This window comes from Alterotamlana spongicola (assembly GCF_035818475.1).
Taxonomy (GTDB): Bacteria; Bacteroidota; Bacteroidia; order Flavobacteriales; family Flavobacteriaceae; genus Cognatitamlana.
The window spans coordinates 948,701-974,635 of sequence record NZ_JAYMGV010000001.1 but is presented as its reverse complement, the minus strand read 5'-3'; the positions used below and the strand labels follow the sequence as shown (position 1 = coordinate 974,635).

Annotated in this window: 20 protein-coding genes and 1 tRNA gene; 8 read left to right on the top strand and 13 right to left on the bottom strand. The window is 35.3% G+C overall.

The features are described from left to right. Window positions 1-27 precede the first annotated feature (27 nt). Window positions 28-1,851: a cation:proton antiporter gene (locus tag VOI54_RS04320; protein ID WP_326281489.1), complete on the top strand. Its 1,824-nt coding sequence runs from the start codon at window positions 28-30 to the stop codon at window positions 1,849-1,851. A gap of 520 nt (window positions 1,852-2,371) precedes the next feature. Here the strand turns inward: VOI54_RS04320 and VOI54_RS04315 are convergent. The 10 genes from VOI54_RS04315 to glgA form a co-directional block, all read right to left on the bottom strand. Then, complete coding sequence (locus VOI54_RS04315; RefSeq protein WP_326281488.1) at window positions 2,372-2,728, bottom strand: hypothetical protein; 357 nt, start codon at window positions 2,726-2,728, stop codon at window positions 2,372-2,374. A 69-nt stretch (window positions 2,729-2,797) separates the two neighbouring features. Beyond that, a complete protein-coding gene (locus VOI54_RS04310; protein WP_326281487.1) occupies window positions 2,798-3,352 on the bottom strand; it encodes a hypothetical protein in 555 nt (184 codons plus the stop codon). Between the two features lie 14 nt (window positions 3,353-3,366). After that, entirely contained in the window at window positions 3,367-3,819 is a 453-nt protein-coding gene (locus tag VOI54_RS04305; protein ID WP_326281486.1) for an SRPBCC family protein, read from the bottom strand. Window positions 3,820-3,892: 73 nt separating this feature from the next. Next, window positions 3,893-4,540 (bottom strand): hypothetical protein, encoded by a 648-nt coding sequence (locus tag VOI54_RS04300; protein WP_326281485.1) that lies wholly within the window; start codon window positions 4,538-4,540, stop codon window positions 3,893-3,895. 322 nt (window positions 4,541-4,862) lie between these two features. Next, window positions 4,863-7,268, bottom strand: a complete 2,406-nt coding sequence (locus tag VOI54_RS04295; RefSeq protein WP_326281484.1) for a glycoside hydrolase family 31 protein — start codon at window positions 7,266-7,268, stop codon at window positions 4,863-4,865. A gap of 440 nt (window positions 7,269-7,708) precedes the next feature. Continuing rightward, window positions 7,709-9,616 carry a 1,4-alpha-glucan branching protein GlgB gene (gene glgB / locus VOI54_RS04290; RefSeq protein WP_326281483.1) on the bottom strand — a complete coding sequence of 636 codons (1,908 nt, stop codon included), beginning with the start codon at window positions 9,614-9,616 and terminating at the stop codon, window positions 7,709-7,711. A gap of 3 nt (window positions 9,617-9,619) precedes the next feature. Then, on the bottom strand, window positions 9,620-11,251 hold the full coding sequence (locus VOI54_RS04285; protein ID WP_326281482.1) for a trehalose synthase: 1,632 nt from the start codon (window positions 11,249-11,251) through the stop codon (window positions 9,620-9,622). A gap of 4 nt (window positions 11,252-11,255) precedes the next feature. Next, window positions 11,256-13,193, bottom strand: coding sequence for an alpha-1,4-glucan--maltose-1-phosphate maltosyltransferase (locus VOI54_RS04280; protein WP_326281481.1), 1,938 nt, complete (start codon window positions 13,191-13,193; stop codon window positions 11,256-11,258). A 34-nt stretch (window positions 13,194-13,227) separates the two neighbouring features. After that, complete coding sequence (locus VOI54_RS04275) at window positions 13,228-14,493, bottom strand: glucose-1-phosphate adenylyltransferase (protein ID WP_326281480.1); 1,266 nt, start codon at window positions 14,491-14,493, stop codon at window positions 13,228-13,230. A 26-nt stretch (window positions 14,494-14,519) separates the two neighbouring features. Continuing rightward, on the bottom strand, window positions 14,520-15,722 hold the full coding sequence (gene glgA, locus VOI54_RS04270; protein WP_326281479.1) for a glycogen synthase: 1,203 nt from the start codon (window positions 15,720-15,722) through the stop codon (window positions 14,520-14,522). 602 nt (window positions 15,723-16,324) lie between these two features. Here glgA and VOI54_RS04265 point away from each other — a divergent pair. Together VOI54_RS04265 and VOI54_RS04260 are read left to right on the top strand one after the other, a co-directional pair. Further along, window positions 16,325-18,376 (top strand): tetratricopeptide repeat-containing sensor histidine kinase, encoded by a 2,052-nt coding sequence (locus VOI54_RS04265; RefSeq protein WP_326281478.1) that lies wholly within the window; start codon window positions 16,325-16,327, stop codon window positions 18,374-18,376. A gap of 3 nt (window positions 18,377-18,379) precedes the next feature. Further along, window positions 18,380-19,045: a response regulator gene (locus VOI54_RS04260; RefSeq protein WP_326281477.1), complete on the top strand. Its 666-nt coding sequence runs from the start codon at window positions 18,380-18,382 to the stop codon at window positions 19,043-19,045. Window positions 19,046-19,165: 120 nt separating this feature from the next. On the opposite strand, the gene lepA is transcribed toward VOI54_RS04260, so the two are convergent. Further along, window positions 19,166-20,962: a translation elongation factor 4 gene (lepA, locus tag VOI54_RS04255; protein WP_326281476.1), complete on the bottom strand. Its 1,797-nt coding sequence runs from the start codon at window positions 20,960-20,962 to the stop codon at window positions 19,166-19,168. Window positions 20,963-21,087: 125 nt separating this feature from the next. On the opposite strand from lepA, the gene dusB reads away from it, so the two are divergent. Beyond that, complete coding sequence (gene dusB, locus VOI54_RS04250) at window positions 21,088-22,083, top strand: tRNA dihydrouridine synthase DusB (RefSeq protein ID WP_326281475.1); 996 nt, start codon at window positions 21,088-21,090, stop codon at window positions 22,081-22,083. 197 nt (window positions 22,084-22,280) lie between these two features. Here the strand turns inward: dusB and VOI54_RS04245 are convergent, their stop codons facing one another. Together VOI54_RS04245 and rbfA are read right to left on the bottom strand one after the other, a co-directional pair. Continuing rightward, window positions 22,281-23,486, bottom strand: a complete 1,206-nt coding sequence (locus VOI54_RS04245) for an ABC transporter permease (RefSeq protein ID WP_326281474.1) — start codon at window positions 23,484-23,486, stop codon at window positions 22,281-22,283. 8 nt (window positions 23,487-23,494) lie between these two features. Next, entirely contained in the window at window positions 23,495-23,890 is a 396-nt protein-coding gene (gene rbfA / locus VOI54_RS04240) for a 30S ribosome-binding factor RbfA (protein ID WP_326281473.1), read from the bottom strand. A gap of 128 nt (window positions 23,891-24,018) precedes the next feature. On the opposite strand from rbfA, the gene mce reads away from it, so the two are divergent. The 4 genes from mce to VOI54_RS04220 all read left to right on the top strand — a co-directional run bounded on the left by mce (window position 24,019) and on the right by VOI54_RS04220 (window position 25,922). Next, window positions 24,019-24,423, top strand: a complete 405-nt coding sequence (gene mce / locus VOI54_RS04235; protein WP_326281472.1) for a methylmalonyl-CoA epimerase — start codon at window positions 24,019-24,021, stop codon at window positions 24,421-24,423. 49 nt (window positions 24,424-24,472) lie between these two features. Next, window positions 24,473-24,546 (top strand) — tRNA-Ile (locus tag VOI54_RS04230). A 186-nt stretch (window positions 24,547-24,732) separates the two neighbouring features. Next, a complete protein-coding gene (locus VOI54_RS04225) occupies window positions 24,733-25,455 on the top strand; it encodes a phage integrase SAM-like domain and Arm DNA-binding domain-containing protein (RefSeq protein ID WP_326281471.1) in 723 nt (240 codons plus the stop codon). Next, a complete protein-coding gene (locus tag VOI54_RS04220) occupies window positions 25,389-25,922 on the top strand; it encodes a site-specific integrase (protein ID WP_326283134.1) in 534 nt (177 codons plus the stop codon). Before VOI54_RS04225 ends, VOI54_RS04220 begins: the two co-directional genes overlap by 67 nt. Window positions 25,923-25,935: the final 13 nt, after the last annotated feature.

Genomic DNA, 25,935 nt, shown 5'->3' with positions numbered 1-25,935 from the left:
TTAGTGTTTTTATTGAATAAAAATACTATGTTAGAATTAGCAGGAATAATTATTTTAGGAATATTAGCACAGTGGGTTGCCTGGAAATTTAAAATTCCGGCCATATTACCGCTAATTTTAATTGGTTTACTGGTAGGGCCTATAGCGGCTGAGTTTTTTAGCGAAGACGGCGCCAAATGGATCGAGCCCATATGGAATGGAAAGAAAGGGCTGTTTCCCGGTGATGGCTTGTATTATTTTGTGTCCCTAGCCATTAGTATCATACTTTTTGAAGGTGGCTTAACGCTTAAGCGTTCTGAAATAAAATCATTGGGGCCGGTGATTACAAAACTGATTACCTTAGGATCTGCCATTACATTTTTTGGTGCCGGGATATTGGCCAATGTTATTTTTGGACTGAGCTGGGAGCTGTCTTTTTTATTTTCAGGGTTGATTATTGTTACCGGCCCAACGGTTATAACCCCCATATTAAGAAATATTCCGCTTAAAAAAGATATCTCTACCGTATTAAAATGGGAAGGCATTTTAATAGATCCTATTGGAGCCTTAGTAGCGGTACTGGTTTTTGAGTTTATAAGTGTTGAAGGTGATGGTGGTTTTACAAAAACGGCTTTAATTGAGTTTGGAAAGATCCTTTTATTTGGGTTTACTTTCGGGTTTACTTTTGCCCATGCTCTGGCTTTTGTGATCAATAAAAAGCTGATTCCGCATTATTTATTGAATGTGGTATCCCTGTCTACGGTATTGTTGGTTTTTGTAGAATCAGAAATTTTTGCCCATGAGTCGGGTTTACTGGCAGTAGTAGTTATGGGTATGGTTTTAGGGAATGGTAATCTTAAAAATATTAAGGAAATCCTGTATTTTAAAGAATCGCTTAGTGTCTTGCTCATATCCATTTTATTTATCCTTTTAGCGGCTAATATTAATATGGAAGACCTTATGCTACTCTACACCTGGAAAACAGCTACTTTATTTTTGGCCGTGGTATTTTTGGTCAGGCCTTTGGCTGTATTTATCAGTGCCTGGGGGTCAAAGCTTAAGATCAATGAAAAGATATTTATAAGTTGGGTGGGCCCCAGGGGTATTGTTGCTGCCGGTATTGCTTCTCTTTTTGGCAGCAAGCTTATAAAACAAGGTGTTTCCGGAGCAGAATATATAACCCCTTTAGTATTTATGATCGTATTAGGTACGGTATTATTGAATGCCACTACAGCACGATTATTTGCAAAACTTGCGGGTGTGTTTTTAAAGAAATCTGAGGGTATTTTAATTGTTGGTGCCTCACAGGTATCACGCCTTATTGGACGCTATTTGGAAGATAACGCCAGGCATGTGGTGCTGATAGACAGTAACCAAACCAATATCCATCTGGCCCAGGAAATGGATCTTGAAGCCATCAATACCGATATTTATTCTCAGGATTTAGATGATAATATAGAATTAAATGATGTTGGGTTTTTAATGGCCCTGACCGCGAGTGCCGATATAAATCAATATGCTATCAATAAGTTTAGTGAGCAGTTTGGGGAAAACGGGTCTTTTAGACTGATTACTGCCGAAGAAATGCAAGACCCTACTAACAATCCTAAGGAAGGTTTGTTTTCACATACCGATGATTTTAATTTACTAACCGAAGTGTCTCGTAAATACCCGAAAATTCATGAAATTGATATAAAGAGCAGATCGCATTATGAAGAACTTATAGAGGTCACCAATAATGATGATGATATGATCCCGTTGTTAGTAAAAGACAAAAAGGGGGTTTTGGAGATCATTTCTTCTTATAATAAAGCTATAGAACATGTTGAGAAAGGGTATAAGTTGGTGTATTTGGGGAAACAAATAACTTAAAGCCTACCTGCTGCTTTAAAAGTGTTAAGACTAGTGAAGTGTGTACGATAGCTGGGTATGAATTACAGGTATTCCGTGGTGGATTAGATTTCTCGTCGCTTTGCTTTGTCGAAATGACAAAACTGGCTTTGTTAATGTCGTGACACAATCTTAATAACAAAATTATTGTTTAATTATTGTTAACATATATTTAATTATGATTAAATTTATTAGAATGGCTTTGTTTATTATTTTGGAACGCGATACAATCGCGCACCAGCAGGGTTGGATGTCATTTCGACAGAGCGAAGCATGAGTGACGAGAAATCTCTCCACTCAAGATAAACTTTGAAACATTACTTTCTTTAGAAGTTTATAGCTACCCTCACTCTCACCACGTTGTAGCGTGGTGGTTTCTCGTTTTCTTATTTATCACGTCTTTAGCGTGACTCTTATGGAAGTCCGAGTTGCAAACTCGAACTAGCGGCATACTATGACACAGCGGGGGTATATAAAAAAATCTTATAGCTAACTTAACTCACTACCGTACTTCCATTTTTAAACGGTCGTCTATAATTCCATGCCTGCCAAAAAAACTTATTTTGATATTATCTTTGTGAACCAAAACAACAATAGGGTCACCAGTATTCAAAACTAAATCTATATTCTCTTCTTTACCTACTAATGGTTCTCCTAAATCTAAATGATAATTATAAAAAACAGTTCTGCTTCTAGGAGAATCAAATAATTTTGGACTGTTTATAGTTTTTGTTATAATACCCTGTACCTCATAAAAATCACCTTCATTATAATCTTCATATTTATTTTCTGAAGAGTTACAGGATAGAAGAACTATTAAAAAAGCTAATATTCCAATTTTTGCTATTTTGAATTCCATATTCAAATTTATAATTTCTCCGCTACTACTATAATCTTTTATGTGGTATTAATTTTTGTACTCAAAATTTTAGTTATTTTCTTTATAATGAGTACTGGAAATAAACCTATTATCAGATTTTAATTCATCTATAATAGTTTTAAAAAATAGAATTACACTTTCAAATATTTCAACCCATTCTGAAAAAGCAAGATGAAATTCCATTACAATACGATTATGTAAACCATTATTTTTCGAAAAAATATTAGGAGCAAAATTTTTAGTTTTCATTGTTTCTTCAAATATTATTAGAGCTTTATTTTCCAAAAAATATTTGAAGTTCTTATGTCTGCATTTAACTTTAAATCTAGATTTTTTTCTAAGAAATAAATTTATAAATGGACTAATGCTTTCTATCTCAAAGTCAAGTGATTGGATGTATGATGATAAGGTACAATTTATATTGGCAGCTTCCTTAAACCCAGTACTAATTAAAATTTCAATATTACATTCAGTATAAGAGAATTGAATCTTATGCTCAATTTCAGGGCATCTTGAACCGTCAGTAAATACTCTTTTATGTTCTTTTATTGAGTACTCCCCATTTTCGTTATCAGCAATTTGCTTAAGTTTTGTTGTAGTCATCTACTCAATTCAGGTTATTTTTTTTCACAATGCTCTTTTATCAAACGGTTTCTTTTTAGTAAAAAGTTAGACATATACCTTTTGAGAAATAACCCATCAACTAACTTACCTATTAGTCCATAAGGTGACTTATAATTAAATCTATCTATCATTAATGTTTGCTCATCTTTGTCTTCAAAGATATGTTCATGCCGAAAAGATTTAAAACTTCCTTTTTGCATTTCATCAATAAAATAATTTGGACTATCAAGTTCGGTAATCTTACTTTCCAATTCTAACCAAAGGCCGAAGTGCTTTGCTCTCCATGTAACACTTTCTCCAAGTTCTAACAATCCGGAAGTTTTACCAGCAATAGCTTCTTCTTGAGTATGTTTGGTGGATTCTTTATGAAAATCAATGCTCCTGGCTAAATCAAAAACAACTTCTCTAGGCGCATTAATAATTATTTCTGTTTTTATTTCTGGCATAGATTAAAGATAGTCAATTATATTATTGAGCAAGAACTTCGCTACCGCCACGCTGCAGCGTGGGCTCTACCCATTAATTTGAGCCACCACTATTATTTGTTTCATAAAGAGGAATACTAGTTAATCTATTTGAAATATATTCTGGCAACGCGTTTTTATATTCGTTAATTTCAGGAATTAAAATTTTTCTATAAAAAAGTTCTGAATTTAAAGTGTCTTCTCTAATTAGGCTATCGACTTCGTTGATCAAATCCTCATAATTATTTGTATGTACTTTCATTTTATATAGATCAACTAGTAAGATTGAATCTTGTGGGTTGAGAGAGCTCTCGCTGCTAAGTATCTCAATATTTTGTTTGATTCTTTTTTCAGCTTTCGACAAATCACCTTCTTTATAATGTGAATATGCTGTTATGAGATTTAATGAATATTTTCTCGTAAAATCATCTAAGCCTTTAGATTCTTCAATTAAAACCTCTAATTCTGAAAACTTTTCTAAGTAAAAATAAATTGGAAACACAAAATCTAAATTTTTTTGATTAACTATCTCTTTATCAAAATATTCATTATCGTTCAATAATTTATATGCTTTTTCTAGAAAAGTTTTATCATTAGTTGTAGCATAGTTATATCTTAATCTTGCTAACTCTTTATCTAATTTTTCCTTATCATTACAGCTTAAGGTAAATATTATCAAAAATAGTATTGTTATTTTTTTCACAAGTTTCGAGTTAATGATTGTCAAGTCTAACCTAATATTTTTTATTTAATACTTTCGCTAGCTCCTAGCTCCTAGCTCCTAGCTCCTAGCTCCTAGCTCCTAGCTCCTAGCTACCGCCACGCTGTAGCGTGGTGGTTAAATTAATAATAGTACAAAATACAAAAGCTACCGTGATTTCTCAAAGTAGCTTTTGTTTATTAGTTTTTATTTTGGAACGTGATACAATCGCGCACCAGCTGGGTTGGATATCAACGGTATTATAACAAAAAAGCCTCAGTTTAATTTTAACTGAGGCTTTTTAAATTATAAAAATAGGAGGAGTTTATTCTCCTATGATATGTAGTTCTGTAAACTCTTTAGTAAGTACCAAAGTGTTATCTCCGTTTAGTTTGATATCCTTAAACGGAATTTGAACGTTGTCAATCTCAACTTTAGAGATCTTAAATGGTATACCATGTAAGTTTAGTTTAAAGGTTTTATAAGTGGTTATAAACTTACCTGATTTATGCTGTTGGATAATCAGCTCGTTTTTCTTACCTAATAACCTAAAATCTCTTAGGCTGTATCTGCCTTTGATATAGTCATAACCATCAGTGGCATCTTCATACACCATTGAGGTCTCTTTGCCTTCTTTGTAATAAACATCCAGTAACAGTTCATCTATGGTCTTTTCTCCCACATATTGCTGTATCGGGTATTTAGGTATAATAGCTCCTTCTTTTACAAAAATCGGCATGCTGTCTAAATCGGCATCTACCCATATTTCCTGTCCGCCATTTACCAATTCATCCGTCCAGAAATTATACCATTTCCCAATAGGAATGTACATACGTCTTCCTTTTTGATTTGGACCTGTAATAGGACATGCTAATATTTTCTCTCCAAAAATAAATTCGTCATTTCTGTAATGCGTTTGCGGGTCTTCCTGATCATAAAGCACTAATGATTTTAAGATGGGAATACCTTCTTCTGCATATCTCCAGAATGCCGTGTATAGATAAGGTAGTAACTGATATCGTAATTCAATAAATTTTCTAACCACATCGGTTATGGTTGTTCCAAACGCCCAGGGTTCCTGGTCGCCATGGTCTCCTGAAGAGTGTGTTCTACAGAATGGATGGAATATCCCTAACTGTATCCATCTGGCATATAACTCACCGTTTGGTTGTTCTGCAAATCCACCAATATCAGACCCTACAAATGAAAACCCGGACATGCACATACGTTGTGCCTGAAGGTTAGCAATATTTAAATGGTCCCAGGTGGCAACATTATCGCCTGTCCAGCTTGAGGTATAACGTTGTGTACCGGAATAAGCAGCTCTGGTAATAACAAATGGTCTTTTTGGATACGAGAATTTTTTCAAGCCCTGGTAGGTGGCGCGGGCCATTTGCATACCGTAAACATTGTGTGCTTTCCGGTGACTACAGTGGTTGCCATCATAATCATGTCTTACATCATTAGGGAATGTTTTGCCGGGAACGTCCATTACTGCCGGCTCATTCATATCATTCCAAACCCCTTTAACTCCTATATCTTCTACAAGCTCCTTAAACAGGTTTGACCACCATTCACGGACTTCAGGATTTGTAAAATCGGGGAAATAACACTCACCCGGCCATACTTTACCTTTCATATAAGGCCCGTCTGCTCTTTTACAGAAGTAATCTTTTTCAAGCCCCTCCTTAAATACAGAATAATCCATATCTATTTTGATTCCCGGATCTATAATTACTATGGTTTTAAACCCATCATCAGCAAGTTCCTTTACCATTCTTTTAGGATCGGGAAAATACTCCTCACTCCAGGTAAAACACCTAAAGCCTTCCATATAGTCAATATCTAAATAAATGGCATCACATGGAATTTGTAATTCTCTGAACTTAGCCGTGATCTCTTTTACATTGGATTCCGGATAATAACTCCATTTACACTGGTGATACCCCAGGGTCCAAAGTGCAGGCATTTCATGAGGTTTACCGGTTAAATCGGTGTAATTGGCAACGACATCAGACATATCCGGACCGTAAATGAAATAGTAATTCATTTCTCCGCCATGTGCCCAAAAACTGGTTATATTTCTGCGTTCGTTACAGAAATCAAAAAAGGTTTTAAAGGTATTGTCAAAAAAGATCCCGTAAGACTTTTTATTGTGTAATCCGGTATAAAATGGAATGGCTTTATAAATAGGGTCTGTATCTCTGCCATAGGCATAAGAATCGGTTACCCAGTTTTCAAAACGCTTTCCTTTCAGGTTATTGTCAACGGGCTTATCTCCTAAACCGTAATAACTTTCACCAGGTTGAGCGGTTTTAGACATTTTTACAACATCTCCACCAAACTCGTAGCTTTCTTCCCAATGGAATCCAAGCTCATCTTCACAGATCAGGGTATTATCCTTAGCATCAAAAATAGAAGTCCTCAGATCTAATTTTGAAATGTGGCAAATCAGTTTTGAGGTTGTAATGATATAGTTGTTATCATCTTCGGTAACCTCTAAATGATTGTACCCTCTACTGGCGTATTTTGTGATGGCATATGAAAAATCATTTTCAAAGATACCTGTTGTTGTAAACCTAAAGCGCAGTATACTGTCTCGTCTCACGGTTACTTGTAAAATAACACCGTTTTCTGCGGTAAAAGACAAGACATTAAGGTTCTTTTCGTATGAAATTATTTTGGAAGGAAATAAATTTCCTTTGTATTCTAATTCAGTATTTAATATCATAATTAGGAATCAATATTAGCCAGCGAAAATACTAAATTTAGCAGAGCTCTCATACTGCTTTTTATTAAAAAATAGATAAATTATTTGTGTAAAACCCAAAGAATGAGCAGCTTAATTGTAAAATGCTTAAAAACTCAAAAAACCGATGCTTTTGTTGTGTTAAATCTGAATAGAAAAGTGCAAAAATGAATAAAACAGGAATTAAAATTGCCTCGGTAAATACAAATTCAAAGTCTTTTTTGATAAAAGTTTAAAGACTATAAGAAAAGTAATACATGTTTTCTTTTTAAATCCTGGAATACTGCGTTAATGTATAAGATCAATTTTTATACAGCTATAAAATGTCAGACCGAACGCTGTATAGATCTCATTGAATTCACTGAGACTTTTTAATGACACGCGATCTGACATTTATAACGAGTGCTTATACCAAAGCCCGTTTATTTTAACTGAAAAACAGTTATAGCTAAAGGCGGTAAATTAATTTCTGCCGAATAGGCTTTTCCGTTCCAGGACTCTTTTTTAATGGTAATTTGCTTTTTGTTTTTAACACCGCTTCCTCCAAATTCCTTGGCATCACTGTTCAATATTTCAATCAGCTTACCACTGTTGTTTACGCCTATTTTATAGTTTTCTCTAACAGTTGGTGTCATGTTACAAACCACTATAACATTCTCTTCTTCTTTATACCCTTTTCTTATGTATGATATAACACAGTTTTCATGATCATCATAACTAATCCATTCAAAACCATCACTACTAAAGCCTTTTTCATAAAGTGCCGGTGTGTTTTTATATATGGTGTTTAATGCTTTATAATAATTTTGAATGTCTTTATGCGGTTTAAAATCCAACAGGTTCCAATCCAGGCTTTCCTGGAAATTCCACTCATTATACTGGCCAAATTCACTACCCATAAACAGTAATTTTGTACCGGGGTGTGTAAACATATAACCGTATAATAGTCTGAGATTAGCAAAACGCTGCCATTCATCGCCCGGCATACGTCCTAAAATAGAATTTTTACCATATACCACCTCGTCATGAGAAAGCGGTAGCATGAAATTCTCTGTAAAGGCATAGGCCAAACTAAATGTGATATCGTTTTGATGGTGCTTCCTGTAAACAGGATCTTTACCAAAATACTCCAGGGTATCATGCATCCAACCCATCATCCATTTCATACCAAAACCTAAACCGCCAACAAAGGTGGGCTTAGATACCATAGGAAATGCTGTAGATTCTTCTGCTATGGTTTGTACATCCGGGAATGAGGCGTATATCTCTTCATTGAGCTCTTTTAAGAAGCTAATAACAGCAAGGTTTTCTCTTCCGCCATAAATGTTTGGTTCCCACTCTCCATCTTCTCTGGAATAATCTAAAAACAGCATGGAAGCTACGGCATCAACACGTAAACCGTCCGCGTGGTATTGATCCATCCAGAATGCGGCATTACTTATTAAAAAGGAACGTACTTCATTACGCTCATAATTAAATATCAAGCTTTTCCAATCCTGGTGATAGCCTTTGCGTCTGTCTGGATGCTCGTATAAATGTGAGCCGTCAAAGAACCCTAAGCCATGAGCATCTTCAGGGAAATGTGACGGAACCCAATCTAAAATTATACCTATTTCATTTTCGTGTAATTTATCAATCAGGTATTTAAACTCTTCGGGATAACCAAAACGTGAGGTGGGCGCAAAATAACCGGTTAGCTGATAGCCCCAGGACGGATCATAGGGATATTCCATAATAGGCATGAGCTCCACATGGGTGAAATTCATGTCTTTTACGTATTTTACCAGATCGTCAGCTAATTCATAATAGGACATAAACCGGTCTTCTTCAACATGCTTTTTCCATGATCCTAAATGAACCTCATAAACTGAAAACGGCGCATCTATAGCATTGTGCTTTTTACGGGTTTTCATCCAGGCCTTGTCTTTCCACTTATAGTCGTCATTCCAAACAATTGATGCGGTTTTTGGCGGATGCTCACAACGTCTGGCATACGGGTCTGCTTTCTCTGTTTTTATGTCGTTATTATTACTGTGGATTTTATATTTATAAACGGTTCCCTTTCCTATAAGTGGAATAAAGCCTTCCCAAATACCACTGGAATCCCAACGTACATTAAGCTGGTGTTCTCCTTCCATCCAATGGTTAAAGTCGCCTATTACAGAAACTTGTTTTGCCGTAGGTGCCCAAACTGCAAAATATACCCCATCAATGCCATCAACGGTAACAAGGTGCGATCCAAATTTTTCATATAATCTGAAATGTTTTCCGGCTTTAAAAAGGTTAATGTCAAATTCTGTAAATAAGCTATAAGGTTTTACTTGTGCCATAAATTAATGATTTATAATATTAGAGATTCCTTTTAAAGGAATGACGGCCCATTTGGGTCGAGAATTGAGCTCATAGCCCAATTCGTATACTGCTTTTTCAAGGAGGCAATATTTTAATATAAAGATACGCTCCTGGTTGTATCCTAAGTTTAAGTTCGCATTTTGGGTTTCAGTAACATAAGTTCCTAAAAACACCCCTGTTATATACCGGTATAAAATTTCCGAAGCGTGAAATAAATCGTCTTGTGGTGCTTTATAATGTTTTTCACTGTTGTTGAAAACTGTGGCATATATAGCATAATGAAATGACCTGAATAAACCGGCCACATCTTTTAATGGCGGTTGTTTTACTTTTCTGTCGCGAATAGTGCTTTCCGGTTCGCCTTCAAAATCAAGGATAAAAAAATCGTTGTCCTTAACTAAAACCTGACCCAGGTGGTAATCTCCATGAACTCGAATTCTTTCGCCTTTTAATTTGGTCCAGTCAAAATCAACAAAACGCTTTCTTATGATGTTCTTTTTATCTAAAAAGGCATTGGCAAGGTCTAAGGCTAGCCCCTCCAATTTATAGATATTGTTTTCAACTATATTAAGCCTGTTTTGGAACTGGTAAAGCATTTTATTCTTTAACCAAACCGTATAATCGCCATTGTAATGTGTTGGTGTAAAGGCGGTTTCTTCAAATTCAGACCCCAATGCGATATGCATTTCGGCGGTACGTTTTGCCAGGGTTTTGATTTTTAAAAACAGGTTTAATCCTACCCAATCAATAATTTGAGGCGGAATATCAGAAATGCTTAAACGCTGATAGAGTTCTGTACCGGGAAGCTCTGCTATATTAATGTTTTTGTATTCCAGATTTGAAAACACCTGGTGTAGCTCGCGTAACATATAATCCCAGGCATCTCCTTCATTAGGGATCATTTGTTGCATTAACCCTATAGTGATATTGGTGTTTTCTGAGTCCACCAAATTAATACTTCCAAGATAGGCCGGGGTATTTTTAAACTCTTTTTTTTCTGATAAAAACCGACTCATTTCATAGTCCGGGTTTTTATTGGCAAAAATTCTTCTAAAAAACTTTAAAACATATTTCTCGTTATAAACTATAGAGGTATTGCTTTGCTCTAAGCCCATAAAGCGTGACGATTTGTATGTTTCTTTACCAAGCAAATGACTCTTGTGATACTGCACTTTTGTGGTATCTTTAGGTAAAGCCGTGGCAATACGTTCAAAAACCAATTTCCTGAAAGCTTCAAGGTTTACGGCATCAATGATAAAACCGTTTTGATTATTGATACTTATGGGAAGAATTTTATCGTTTTGTGCAAAATTCTCATCGGTTACAAAGGCTATAGGTAAAAAATAGTGCTGGTAAAAAGCTTCAACAAAATTAACTTCCAGAATTAAACCAAAATAAACCTCTCCGTGCTGTTGAATTCTAAAATACTCAGCCAGCTCAATATATTTCAGGTGGCTGGATTTACCACCATACCAACGTTGTTTTACTATATAATCTTCCAGAACATCTGATAAAAAGATTTTTACAAAATCATTATTATCAAGCAACGTTTCCCAAGACTTTTCAGACTTAAAAACGGGTTGGTTAGATGTTGCCGGAGATTGGTTTGACATATTGCTATTTGTTTATTTTAAAAATATGCATTGGCATGGTTGGATGTAGTTCAACATAGCACCATTCATTATTCCAGTTATATCGGCTATCAGTAATGAGATCATGCATTTCAAGGTTATGGCCGTGAGGAACACCAATATCCTGTAACGGCATTTGAACGGTACCCTGTTGTGAATGGTGAGCATCTAAACTAATCACCACTAAAACTTCATTGGTTCTGTCATTGTCCCATTTATAAAAGGCTATTAGATTGTCATTTTCAATATAACAGAATTTTATATTATTGGTTTGTTGTAATGCCGGGTTGTGATGCCTGATATAATTAACTTTTGCTATGACTGTTATGAGTTTGTTGGTAATGTTCCAATCATAATGTGTAAATTGAAACTTTTCAGAATTTAAATATTCTTCTTTTCCAAGTAGTGGATTGCTAATCATATACTCAAACACAGGCCCGTAAATACCAATGCTGGAACTCAGTGTCGCTGCCAGAGCGTATCGTAGAATATGCTTAGATTCATTAGCGCCTTGCAAATGATATGGATTAATATCCGGGGTATTAGGCCAGAAATTAGGCTGCATATATTCTTTAAGCTCAGACCTTGTTAACTCCTCAACATATTCTATAAGTTCATGCTTACTCTCACGCCATGTAAAATAGGTGTATGATTGTGTATACCCTTGTTTTGCTAGCTGTTGCATAACTTTAGGTGCCGTAAATGCTTCTGCTAAGAAGATAATATCCGGGTGTTTTGCCTTAACTTTGGTAATAATCCAGTTCCAGAAATAAAAAGGTTTAGTATGCGGATTATCGACTCTGAATATTTTTATTCCGCAATCAATCCAGTACATTAAAATGTCCAGGCATTCTTCCCAAAGGGCTTTATAATCTTCACTTTCCCAATAAATAGGGAGGATATCCTGATATTTTTTTGGTGGGTTTTCAGCATATTGCACGGTGCCATCCGGACGCCACTTAAACCATTTTGGGTGTGCTTTTACCCATGGGTGGTCTGGTGCGGCCTGAAGAGCATAGTCCATGGCAATTTCAAGGTCGTTATCCTTGGCTTTTTGAATTAATGATTTAAAATCATCAAGTGACCCTAATTGCGGGTGAATATCTTTATGGCCTCCATATTGAGATCCTATACCCCATGTAGACCCAACATCACCGTCTTTGGCATCGGTGGTGTTATTCTTTCCTTTTCGGTTCACTTCTCCTATAGGGTGAATGGGCGGTAAATAAACCACATCAAACCCCATACTTTTTATACGCGGCATTAAGCGTTCGCAGTCTTTAAATGTACCGTGTAGACCTTCCTGCTCTGAAGCCGATCTGGGGAAAAATTCATACCAGGTGCTAAATCTTGCTTTTTTTCTGTCTACATAGACTTTGTATTCGTCGGTAGTATTGGCTAATATCTTTAAAGGGTTAGCATAAAATATTTGATACAATCTATCTGTACAAGCTTCGGTAATGGCTTCTCCATAATCATCTTCATTTTTAAAGATATACCTGAGCTTTTCCAGATAGTGCTTATCCTGTTCATTGACTTTATCTATTATGGCATCAATGTATTCAACGCCTTCCAGTAATTCTGAAACCACATGCTGCCCATCATTTATTTTTCTGATTAGTCCATAGCGCCAATTAAGTGCGTAATCTACCCAAGCCTGAACTTTATATGTATAAAACCCTTGCTTCTCTACGGTGAAAGCTCCCTGCCATTCATCATTGGAGCGTAATGTCATCCTGGTTTCTTGCCAGGTTTTATCTTTTTCATGTTTGTATACTATGGATGCCCCAAGAACATCATGACCGTCTGCCATAATATGTGCATCTACATGAACAATTTCATTAACAACACGCTTAATATGAAATTGGCCACCATTAACTACAGGCGACACATAATCTATCACTACTCTTTTTTGGTCTTGCATTTTTAATGGAATAAAAAGAAAATAAAAATGGTTTTTAAATTACGGTTCCTTTTGGTATAACTGCTCCTTTTTTGATAACTACAATACCGTCTTTTACTAAATACGTGTCGGTTTCTGTATTTTCTAAATGGCTACCTCCGTTTATGCGTACATCATCACCGATTCTACAATTTTTATCAATAATGGCATTTTTAATGAAACAACGTTCACCTATACCTAAAAGGATATCGATTCTTTTACTGTCTATTTCGGCTAATGTTTCGTAATAATCACAACCCATCATATAGGTATTTATTATTGTGGTTTCATCGCCTATTCTTGAACGAATTCCAATAACAGATTTTTCAATTTTAGCAGCACTAATAATACAGCCTTCGGCTATAACTGCTTTTTCAAGCATAGTTCCTGCTACTTTTGTTGTTGGAAGCATTCGGGCTCTGGTATAGATACGCTTTTTCTTATCGTACAGATCAAATTGAGGAATATCATCGGTTAATCCAATATTGGCTTCAAAGAAAGAATCAATGTTTCCAATATCTGTCCAATACCCTTCATATTGATAACTTAAGGTTTTATGGCTTTCTATGGCATTTGGAATAATTTCCTTTCCAAAGTCATTGGTATCCGGGTTTTCCATAAGCTCAGTTAATAAGCTTCTGTTAAAGATATAGATCCCCATGGAAGCTAAGTAATTCCTGCCCTGAGCTTTCATGTCGTCACTAACCTCAGAAGACCAGTCAGGGAGTAAGCTTTCATCTGGTTTTTCAATGAATGAGGTTATAATATTAGCTTCATCAGATTTTAGGATACCAAACTCAGTAGCCTCTTTTGCCGTAACAGGAATGGTAGCTATTGAAATTTCAGCACCGCTTTCTTCATGAGCATTTATCATTTGTTCATAATCCATTTGGTATAATTGATCTCCTGATAATATCAGGAAATAATCAAACTCATGTCTTAAAAAGTGATGCATACTTTGACGTACGGCATCAGCAGTTCCCTGAAACCATGTTTTGTTTTGAGGGGTTTGCTCTGCTGCTAATACATCAACAAATGCGCTGCTAAAAAAGCTAAAATGGTATGTGTTTTTTATATGACGATTTAATGAGGCTGAATTAAACTGTGTTAAAACATACATTCTTTTAATATCTGAATTGATACAATTAGATATAGGAATGTCTACTAACCTGTATTTCCCCGCAATTGGAACAGCTGGTTTAGACCTGTCTTTGGTTAATGGGTATAATCTTGATCCCTGTCCGCCGCCTAAAATTATGGCTAATACCTTATTATTAATCATATGTTTTGGTTTTTATTAGTTTAACTCTATATCAAAGATTTATACAAATCCTCAACTTGTTTTGCAATGGCTATCCAGTCAAAGTAGTCTTCAACACGTTTTCTACCATTAATAGCCATAGTTTCTCTTAAATTTTTATCATTGATAACCTTATTGACTCCTTCTGCTAAATCCCTGGAAAATTTATCAGGGTCTATAGGTTCAAAAGGAGCTTCTTGTTGTTGTTCAAGAGGTACTAAAATTCCGGTTTCTCCATCAACAACAACTTCTTTTATGCCACCAACAGCACTAGCTACAACTGCTGTATTACAAGCCATAGCTTCAATATTAATAATTCCAAAGGGTTCGTAGATAGACGGACAACAAAATACATCGGCATGTGAATATAGCTGAATGATCTCTTCTTTTGTAACCATCTTATCAATCCAGATTACATTATTACGGGTCTTTTTAACCTCATTAACGCTGTCTTCCATTTCTTTGGCTATCTCCGGCGTATCTGGAGCGCCGGCACAGAGTACAATTTGAGTATCCGGGTCAATATATTTTATGGCATTTACTAAATGGATGATTCCCTTTTGACGGGTAATCCTTCCAACAAAAAGCACATAAGGTTTGGTTTTATCTACCCCATAGTTATCTAATGTTGAGGTTTCTGAGGTTACATTATATTGCTGAAGATTAATGCCGTTGTAAATAACCTTTACTTTGTCTTCACTTACGTTAAAATGCTTTAAAACATCTTCTTTGGTTTCTTCTGAAACTGCAATAAGAGCATCGGCCATTTCAATAGCTGTTTTTTCCACCCAGGAAGACGCATCATAACCTCTGCCTAGTTGTTCTCTTTTCCAGGGCCTTAGGGGTTCTAAAGAATGCGTTGTTATAACCAAGGGAACCCCATAGCACAGTTTTGCAACAATACCGGCAAAATGTGCATACCAGGTATGACAATGCACCACATCAGCATCTATAGGTTCAGCATTCATGTGAAGGCAAGTGCTTAAGGTTTTAAATACTGATTTTAACTTATCATCGGCACCATCAAAAATAGTATTCTCAAAAGGGAACCCCTTAACCGTTAGATTGGCAGATGTGTCGTTTTGGTCACCAAAAGATCTTACATCTACATCCATTAATTTAGCTAATTCTCCGGCCAAATATTCAACATGAACTCCTGCGCCGCCATAAACATATGGTGGAAATTCTCTGGTATAAAAAAGTGCTTTCATATGGGTGTAATGTCTAAAATTGATGCAAAAAAAAGAAATCAAATACTTACGATGCTCTTTTCTTTAGATTAATTTGAAAAATTATTAATACAATTATTTGTTCGGTATTTTGCTGAAAATCAAGTAAAAAAGCATATTAAATTTTTTAAAATTGTTAATAACAATTTTTACACTTGAGCAAAAAACGATCCGGAACAAAATTAGTTAAACATAGCATTAACAAGGACTTGTGGTATTTAAACAAATTGTTAAACATACTATGTTATAAACATACAAAATAATTATTAACAATTTGAGGGTATTCCTTTTTTTGAAGAAAATAAAGTAGAAACAAGATAACATGAAAATATCAATAATAAAATTGCATAAAAAAGGGGTTTTAGTCTTAATCATTCATAAAATCTTTAAATAAAAGCTGGTAGGGGCTGTTAGGGTTTTTGTACATTCAATACATATAGCATTCAAAAAAAGGGAGGCTCTTAGGCGTTTCAATATATGCGACATTAAAACAGAATTCCATTAAGACAAGAGATGTCATTGAGAATTAATGAAATAGAATAAATTCTATATTTGTATTCTTTCTTACAGAAGAATTACTACATATGATAAGAAACCACTTCTATATTGTTATCTTGTTGTTTTTGGGTTTAAAGGTAAGTGCTCAATCCGGGGATTTTAAAGTGCAATTGGACAGTATACAGGGGTTAAGGTGGCTTTCTGGAAACCCCAATTTTGATATAGAAACCAGAATAAGATATGCCAAGAAGGCCCGTGCATTATCCTATAAAACAGCAATTGATTCTGTGATTCTCAGATCTGAAATAAACCTTTCAGATTGCTATTTGTATGATGAGCAATATTATAAAGACTTAAGGGAATTAAATTATTCAAATTTAAAACGTGCCCGTAAACTAAAAGATCTGAAATCTGAATCTTCTATATATCAATCTTTGGCAAATTCATACCACCGATCTATAAACCAAGATAGTTCATATTACTATTATTACAAGGCATTGGATATCCTGGAATATATAGGTGATTCGCGATCCATTTTATTGGAAAGAGCGCAAATATTGTTAAATATAGGGTATTTACAAAATGACGAACGGGATTACATAGGAAGCCAATCTACTACTATGCAGGGCATTAACCTACTGCATCAATTTACAGACCCTGAAAGCTTGGACATGCTATGTTACTTGTATAATTCTTTAAGTTTGAATTTGGTTGATCTCAAAGAGTATGATAATGCTTTTGAGTATTATAAAAAAGCTTTGAACATTAGTACAAAATTATCAAATCATGTTGTTGAATTATATATTAAGATCAATCTGGCTGAGCTATTCAGGGAAACTGAAAATTATGATAGGGTATTTAAAATATATAATAAGTTACTTGAAGATACTACAATAAAGGAGAAAGACCCCATTTCTTATGGAGCTATACTGAATAATTTGGCTTATACCATGTTTTTGGCAAAAAAGGAGAATTATAAAGCAATAGATTCTTTGTTTACCAGAGCTAATAAAACTTTTGAATACCTCAATTTGTCTTATGAATTGTCAGCATCTGGTAATGACATGGCGGAGTATTATTATGCTACTCAACAAAAAGCCCGCGCATTATATTATGCTAAGCGTTCATATAAAAAAGCTAAAGAAATCAGAGAGCACGGGGAAACCCTAAGAGCATTAAAAATGCTTTCAAAGCTTAAAGAAGGCAATAAAGGCAAGGCCTATTTATTTGAGTACATTAGGCTGAACGACAGTTTGATTGATAATGAACGGATCAATAGGAATAAGTATGCCAGAATACAATTTGAGACGGATCAGTATATAAAAGAAACTCAACGGTTAAGTACCCAGAACGTTTTAATTTCGACTATTGGCGGTATTTTATTGCTGATCCTGGGGTTGTTATATTATATTAAAACCCAGCGTTCCAAAAACAAAGCCCTTGTATTTGCAAGTGAACAGGAAAAAGCCAATCAGGAGATCTATAAACTCATGTTACAACAGCAAAGCAAACAGGAAGAAGGCCGGTTACAGGAACGACATAGAATAGCAGAAGAATTGCATGATGGGGTATTGAGCAGGTTATTTGGTACCAGAATGGGCATGGGATTTTTGGAGGTTCGGGGTGATGATCAAACCATGAAACAATATAAGGTCTATATTGAGGAGTTACAAACCATAGAAAAAGAAGTTAGGGAAGTGTCTCATGCACTTAAAAAAGAAACCGCATTATCAAGAACCAATTTTGAAGCCCTTATAGAGCAATATCTAGAATCTCAAAGCGTTATAGCTAATTTTAAGTATCGGATTAAAAAAGATAGTACTGTAAATTTTGAGACCTTAAATGAAGGAGTTCGGGTTGAAATTTACCGTATAATACAAGAGGCGGTACAAAACATAGTGAAGCATGCACAAGCACAAAATGTGAGTATTACTTTTTCGGTATTAAAAAAGCCTGTTTTAGTGATTAAAATAAAGGACAATGGCATAGGGTTTGATGCTCAAAAAAACTATAAAGGCATTGGTTTGAAGAATATAGCATCTAGAGTATCAAAGCTGGAAGGTCATTTTAAAATTACTTCAACCCCTGATAAAGGCACAGAATTATATATAAAAATCCCTAACTTAAAAAGTGTATAGAATATGAACGTATTACTAGTAGAAGATCATCCATTGATCGTTAATGCTTATGAAAATGCCCTTAGACATATAAGTTTTAAAAAGCGCGGCTTAAAATTTAAAATTGATACTGCAAATGATTGTGATACCGCTTATGCAAAAGCTAAAGAGGCCTCAAAAGAGGTGCTAATAGATATTGTGTTTCTGGATATTCAATTGCCTTCTTCTAAGGATGGAAGATTAATTTCCGGGGAGGATTTAGGGATTAAAATAAAAGACATATTACCAAATGCCAAAGTAATAGTAGCCACAACCTATAATGACAATTATAGGGTTAATTCCATTTTTAAAAGCCTGAACCCGGATGGGTTTTTAATAAAAAATGACTTAAACCCCAGAGAGCTTGTAAAGGCTATAGAGTCTGTAATTAAAGGCACACCGTATTATAGTAAATCTGTAGTTCAATTGATGCGCAAACAGGTTGCTAATGGGTTTTCTATAGATACCATTGACAGAAAAATGTTGTTTGAACTGTCTCGAGGAGCAAGAATGAGCGAGTTACCGGAAGTGTTACCGTTATCTCTAGCTGCTCTGGAAAAAAGAAAACGTGTTTTAAAGCAAACGTTTAACATTGTGGGTAAAAGCGATAGAAAACTGCTTAAATTAGCTGAAGAAAAAGGGTTTATTTAATCAAAAATAGTATGTTTTTTGAGTCTCAAGACACCTAATACCTCTTTCTGGTTTAACTTCTCACAACTTACAAAAAAATGAAAATGTATTTTCATTGAAATCGTAGTTAAGCTACTCTTTTTAATCATTTAGCTTTAATACGGCCATAAATGCTTGTTGCGGAATTTCAACGTTACCTACCTGACGCATACGTTTTTTACCTTTTTTCTGCTTTTCCAGAAGTTTACGCTTACGTGAAATATCACCACCATAACATTTAGCCGTAACATCTTTACGTAAAGCTTTAATGGTTTCACGAGAAACAATTTTAGCACCTATGGCAGCCTGAATAGGTATATCAAACTGCTGACGTGGAATAAGCTCTCTTAGTTTTTCACACATTTTGCGCCCAATAGTCTGTGCGTTATCAGCATGAATTAAAGCAGAAAGTGCATCTACAGGCTGTGCATTTAAAAGAATGTCCAAACGCACCAATTTAGACGACTTCATGCCTATAGGATGATAATCAAAAGAAGCATACCCTTTAGAAACCGTTTTTAACCGGTCGTAAAAATCAAAAACAATCTCAGCCAAAGGCATTTCAAAAGTGAGTTCAACACGTACCGGTGTTAAATAGGTTTGATTGGTTATAATACCTCTTTTTTCAATACAAAGCGACATAACATTTCCTATAAAATCAGACTTGGTAATGATAGTAGCTTTTATATAAGGTTCTTCCACTCGATTTAAGGTAGAGGGTTCAGGCAGATCGGATGGGTTATTCACAATAATAATCTCATCCGGGTTTTTATTGGTATAAGCATGATAGGATACGTTGGGAACTGTAGTAATCACAGTCATATCAAACTCGCGTTCTAAACGCTCCTGAATAATTTCCATATGGAGCATCCCTAAGAACCCACAGCGGAAACCAAAGCCCAATGCCGCAGAACTTTCCGGTTGAAATACCAAAGACGCATCGTTAAGTTGCAGCTTTTCCATAGAGGCACGTAGCTCTTCATAATCCTCAGTATCTACAGGATATATACCCGCAAAAACCATGGGCTTAACATCTTCAAAACCTTCAACAATATTGGAAGTAGGCTTGGCAAAATCAGTGATGGTATCACCAACCTTTACTTCTTTAGCCGTTTTAATACCGGTGATCAGGTAACCTACATCACCTGTTTTTACATTTTGCTTAGCTACCTGGGTTAGTTTTAAAGTACCAACCTCGTCTGCATAATAATCTTTACCCGTAGCAACAAACTTAATATGTTGTCCCTTTTTTATTTCTCCGTTAAATACTCTAAAGTAGGTTTCAATACCTCTAAAAGTGTTGTATACTGAGTCAAATATCAGGGCCTGCAATGGTGCATTCGGGTCGCCCTGAGGAGCCGGAATACGATCTATAATAGCGGCCAAAATATTATCTACACCAAAACCTGTTTTTCCGCTGGCATGTATCACTTCTTCAGGATCACAACCCAATAAATCAACAATATCATCGGTAACCTCTTCAGGATTGGCACTTGGTAAATCTACTTTATTTAAAACGGGAATGATCTCCAGGTCGTTTTCTAAAGCTAAATATAAATTAGAAATAGTCTGCGCCTGGATACTTTGTGCCGCATCAACAATTAATAAGGCCCCTTCACAAGCGGCAATAGAACGGGAGACTTCATATGAAAAATCAACATGCCCGGGAGTGTCAATAAGGTTTAAAACATAGTTTTCACCCTGATATTCATAATCCATTTGAATGGCGTGCGACTTGATTGTAATACCACGTTCACGTTCCAAGTCCATATTATCAAGCAACTGGTCCTGTTTTTCTCTGGCTGTTACAGAACCTGTATAATCCAATAAACGGTCTGCAAGTGTGCTTTTACCGTGATCTATATGTGCAATAATGCAAAAATTTCTAATGTGCTTCATAAGGGAATCTACTACATAGATATAATTTGCAAATATAGATAATTTCCCCTGCTAACTTTGAACAAAAGGGTGGGACTTGTAAGATTCTTTAAAAAAACAGTAATTTTGCGCAAAAATAAATCACCTTGGTCAAAATAGATACTATAGAACTTTCAGATTTCCCATTGCTTTTAGCGCCTATGGAAGATGTTAGCGACCCACCGTTTAGAGCATTGTGCAAAGAGCAGGGGGCGGATGTGGTCTATACTGAGTTTGTGTCTAGTGAAGGCTTGATCCGAAATGCGGCAAAAAGTGTTATGAAACTGGATATTTATGAAAAAGAAAGACCTGTAGGTATTCAAATATTTGGTGCTAACCTGGACAGTATGCTGCAAACAATAGATATTGTTTCGGCATCAAAACCGGATATTATAGATATTAATTTTGGTTGCCCGGTAAAAAAGGTCGTTAGTAAAGGTGCCGGAGCCGGTATTTTAAAGGATATATGCCTTATGGAAAAGCTTACTGCCGAAATGGTTAAGCGCACTAATATTCCGATTACCGTAAAAACCCGTTTAGGGTGGGATCATGACTCCATTAAAATTGTTGAGGTTGCAGAACGTTTGCAGGATGTAGGCTGTAAGGCCATAGCAATTCACGGACGCACCCGTGCACAGATGTATAAGGGTAATGCCGATTGGAAACCTATTGCCCAGGTAAAAAACAACCCAAGAATGCATATTCCTGTATTTGGTAATGGAGATGTGGACACTCCTGAAAGAGCTGCAGAAATGCGAGACAGTTATGGATTGGACGGCGCTATGATTGGACGTGCCAGTATTGGGAATCCCTGGTTTTTTAAACAGGTAAAACACTATTTTGAAACCGGAGAACACTTATTGCCAATTTCTTTGGCAGAACGTGTTGAGGCTGCTCGCAGGCATTTGCAAATGTCTATAGACTGGAAGGGAGAAACGCTTGGAGTTTTTGAAACCCGCAGGCATTACACTAATTACTTTAAAGGAATCCCGCATTTCAAGGAATACCGTATGAAAATGGTGACCAGCGATCACTCTAAGGATGTTTTTGCAACCTTTGATGAGGTATTGGAGAAGTTTGCCGGATATCAGTTTACAGAATAGCTTTTTTTATTTTTGGCAAATGGCAAGCCACCGTGCTATAACTATATTTTTTTTAAATGTCATTGCGAGGAGTATGCGACGTGGCAATCTGCTGAATTTCAGTCTCTACTAAATTAGTGTCGTTTGTTTTAAAAAGGAAGAGTTTATCCTAAACACAATTGAAGGGTTCCTATCACTTTTGCGGTTTGCAAACACACTCAATAATTTTGTACTAACGATTTTGTAATGCGTACCGAAGCTATTTTTGAGGCTATAATACCCAGAACGGAAATGGTAAAAAAGACGATAAAAAAGTTTTCAACCTTAATGTTTACAGGATAGGCCAATGACGGAGTAATCATGACCAAACTAAATGTTTTTTGTAACATAGTGACTATTAATGCAACGCCCAAACCAATAACACCTCCAATAATGCTCATTAAACTGCCCTGGAAAAAGAAAATCTTTCTGATGTCCTGAACAGTAGCGCCTATGTTAAATAAAGTGCTCAAGCTTGATTTTTTATCCAGCATCATCATAATTAAAGAACCAATAATGTTAAAAAAAGCAATGATTAAAACCAATGTAAAAATTAAATACACCACCAAATTTTCTGTATTCAACATTTTATAAAGCGCATCATTAAGCTGGGCTCTGTTTTTTATGATAACCTTATTGCCTAAAATGGCCTGAATTTTTGCTCTTGCTTCTGTTTCAACAATACCGTCCTTAAGTTTAAATTCTATAGATGAAATTTGATTGGGTTTATAGTTTAAAAGCGTTGTTACCATATCAATAGGCGCAAAAGTATAAAGGTCGTTCAGGCTTTCATTAATAAAGAACACCCCTACGTTAACAGCCTTAGCCGCATTAAAAGCATTTTTAGCCGATGTTATCTGGCCTTTACCCGGTTTAGGAACATAAACGTTTATTGCTTTGCTGAAATCTAAGATACCAATAGACAGGCTGTTTGCAATACCCCACCCCACTACTATTTCATTAGATTTTTGATCCAGCCAACTCCCATGATCTATCACAGAATCTATATTGACTACCTTTTGAAAATGTTCATCTACCCCTTTAATGGTTACCAGGGCGTTTTTGTCATCCAAAGTAATTATAACCCGTTCTTCAATGATTTTAGAATAATAAGCTATATCATCCAGGGCGTCAAGTTTATTAATTTCATCATCGGTTAAAATAAAGGATTTTCCCGTGGCGGTTTCAGCTTTTAAGTCGGGGTCAACAACACTTGAAAACTGTAAAGTAAAATCTTTAAGACCTGCAAAACCGGAAAGGACAATAAACAGGGATGCTGCCCCCAGGATAATGCCTGTAATGGCTATATAGGTTATAAAATTAATAGCGTTGTTTGTGCTCTTGGAGCGTAGGTAACGTTTTGCTATATATAGGGAGAAGCTCAATTAATAAATTAGGATTTTTTTCTTTTGTCTAAAATATCAGGATCCTTTATAGGGTTTTCTTTGCCTTTAAGTGATTTTTCTATTTGATCAATATACTCTAAAGAGTCGTCAATAAAAAATTCCAAATTAGGCATGCGTCTTAGTTGGTTTTTTGTGCGTTGTGCCAGTTCATGTCTAATTAAAGGCGTGTTGGATCTGATTCCCTCCAAAAGCGCTTTCCCCTTATTATTAGGAAAAATACTCAAATACACTTTAGCTACAGAGAGGTCTACAGTTACCTTTACTTTAGTAACTGAGATTAAAATACCACGCATACCACCTTGTGTAGCGGCACCTTGCAACACATCAACCAAGTCCTGTTGTAAAACTGAACCTATTTTTTTTTGTCTCTGACTTTCTTCCATAAGTGCAAAAATAAAGGATATTTAAAGATTATATTACTTTTAGACGGCTATTTTCTTATCTTGATAACAATTTTGAAATATTAGTAAGTTATTTTATGTATTTAGAAATGGCAAAAGAATTCTTTTAGATGAATAAAATAGAACATATTGGAATAGCGGTAAAGAGCTTAGACGCTTCAAATGAATTGTTTTCAAAACTTTTTAATAAACCACATTATAAGATGGAAACTGTAGAAAGCGAAGGTGTAAAGACCTCTTTTTTTAAAGTTGGCGAAAATAAGATTGAGCTGTTAGAGGCCACTCATAAAGATAGTCCCATTGCTAAATTTATTGCTAAAAAAGGAGAAGGTATTCATCATATGGCTTTTGATGTAGATGATATTTGGTCTGAAATTCAGCGCCTTAAAAAGGAAGGTTTTAAAGTATTAAATGAAACACCAAAACAGGGAGCAGACAATAAGCTTGTAGCTTTTTTACACCCAAAATCATCAAATGGTGTTTTAATTGAGTTATGCCAGGAGATAAAGGAATAATTTTTCTTGGTAACAATTAAAATAAATAGTAATATTGCACTCCAATTTCGGTCCTATAACTCAGTTGGTTAGAGTATCTGACTCATAATCAGAAAGTCCCTGGTTCGAGCCCAGGTGGGACCACCTTAGAAGTCTAAGCTATAATTTAGTTTGGGCTTTTTTTGTGCCTTATCTTTTAGTATTACTGCATTGTATGCATTGGTTGCATTTTACTTCTAAAAGTGAACTTACCAACTTATTTTATATAAAAAGTACCCCACTAGGTACCCCAAAAGAATTTTCAGGTACCCCATTTTAAATATTAAACATATGAAACTAAATATACTGTTCTTAGTTAGAAAAACTAAGCTTAACAAAAAAGGTATGTGTCCTATAAGATGTAGGATAACATATAATAAACAAAGACATCAATTCTCAACGGGACAGTTCATAAACCCTAGCAATTGGAATAGCAAGCAACAATTGGTAAAACCACCTGAACCTGATACAGAACTCATCAATACACAATTAAGCCTGATTAAGACAAAACTTAGTCAGGCTTTTTTAATGCTTCAAGTTAAAGAAGAAAGCTTTACTGTAGAAGATATATATCTTCAGTATAAAGGAGAAAAAACTCAAAAAGAACAAGGAACTCTTGAATCTTTTAAAAGTTATTTAGAATCTTTAGAGAAGCTTATTGGGATTGATATTCAAAGAGCTACATGGATAAAATTTGATTATTCATATAAGCATATGAAGGGTTTTATTAAGCATAAATATAAACGTAATGATTACCCATTGAATAAGTTGAAACTTCAATTCTTAGCTGATTTTGAGTACTATTTAAAGACTGAGAAGGGTCTAGGTCAAGCAACTATAAATAAGATGATACAACGCTTTAGAAAGCCCATTAGGATAGCTGTTGCAGAAGGTTATTTAGATAAAGACCCTTTTATGCATATAAAGCAAAACGGACTAAAAATAGTATTGTATTTCTTTCTCCTGAGGAGCTTAGTAAGCTTGAAAAACATGAGTTTTCACAACCTAGATTAAAGTTTGTAAAGGACTTATTCATTTTTTGTTGTTACACGGGTTTGCCCTATAATGAATTGATGAGGCTGGAATCAAAGCACATCGTAATTGGTTTTGATAGAAATAAATGGATAAAGATGGACAGAATGAAAACGTCTAAACCATTGTCAATCCCTTTGTTGCCAAAGGCATTGGAAATACTTGAACGGTTTAATCAAGAAGGTTTTGTTTTTCCTAGAATAACTAATCAGAAGTACAACTCTTATTTAAAAGAGATAGGGTCTATTGTTGGTATAGATAAAAAGTTTACAACACATATGGCTAGAAGGACATTTGCTTCTACAGTTTTACTTTATAATGATGTGCCTATGGAAATTGTTAGTGAGTTATTGGGGCATTCCAATATGAAGATAACTCAGGATAGTTATGGTAAAGTTGTGCAGAAAAGAATTAGTTTGGAGATAGACAGGTTAAAGGTAAGTGGTTAATTTCCCTTTCTAT

Coding starts and splice junctions, on each gene's coding strand:
- VOI54_RS04320 (WP_326281489.1), top strand. CDS start 28: ATGTTAGAATTAGCAGGAATAATTATTTTAGGAATATTAGCACAGTGG.
- VOI54_RS04315 (WP_326281488.1), bottom strand. CDS start 2,728: ATGGAATTCAAAATAGCAAAAATTGGAATATTAGCTTTTTTAATAGTT.
- VOI54_RS04310 (WP_326281487.1), bottom strand. CDS start 3,352: ATGACTACAACAAAACTTAAGCAAATTGCTGATAACGAAAATGGGGAG.
- VOI54_RS04305 (WP_326281486.1), bottom strand. CDS start 3,819: ATGCCAGAAATAAAAACAGAAATAATTATTAATGCGCCTAGAGAAGTT.
- VOI54_RS04295 (WP_326281484.1), bottom strand. CDS start 7,268: ATGATATTAAATACTGAATTAGAATACAAAGGAAATTTATTTCCTTCC.
- glgB (WP_326281483.1), bottom strand. CDS start 9,616: ATGGCACAAGTAAAACCTTATAGCTTATTTACAGAATTTGACATTAAC.
- VOI54_RS04285 (WP_326281482.1), bottom strand. CDS start 11,251: ATGTCAAACCAATCTCCGGCAACATCTAACCAACCCGTTTTTAAGTCT.
- VOI54_RS04280 (WP_326281481.1), bottom strand. CDS start 13,193: ATGCAAGACCAAAAAAGAGTAGTGATAGATTATGTGTCGCCTGTAGTT.
- VOI54_RS04275 (WP_326281480.1), bottom strand. CDS start 14,493: ATGATTAATAATAAGGTATTAGCCATAATTTTAGGCGGCGGACAGGGA.
- glgA (WP_326281479.1), bottom strand. CDS start 15,722: ATGAAAGCACTTTTTTATACCAGAGAATTTCCACCATATGTTTATGGC.
- VOI54_RS04265 (WP_326281478.1), top strand. CDS start 16,325: ATGATAAGAAACCACTTCTATATTGTTATCTTGTTGTTTTTGGGTTTA.
- VOI54_RS04260 (WP_326281477.1), top strand. CDS start 18,380: ATGAACGTATTACTAGTAGAAGATCATCCATTGATCGTTAATGCTTAT.
- lepA (WP_326281476.1), bottom strand. CDS start 20,962: ATGAAGCACATTAGAAATTTTTGCATTATTGCACATATAGATCACGGT.
- rbfA (WP_326281473.1), bottom strand. CDS start 23,890: ATGGAAGAAAGTCAGAGACAAAAAAAAATAGGTTCAGTTTTACAACAG.
- mce (WP_326281472.1), top strand. CDS start 24,019: ATGAATAAAATAGAACATATTGGAATAGCGGTAAAGAGCTTAGACGCT.
- VOI54_RS04225 (WP_326281471.1), top strand. CDS start 24,733: ATGAAACTAAATATACTGTTCTTAGTTAGAAAAACTAAGCTTAACAAA.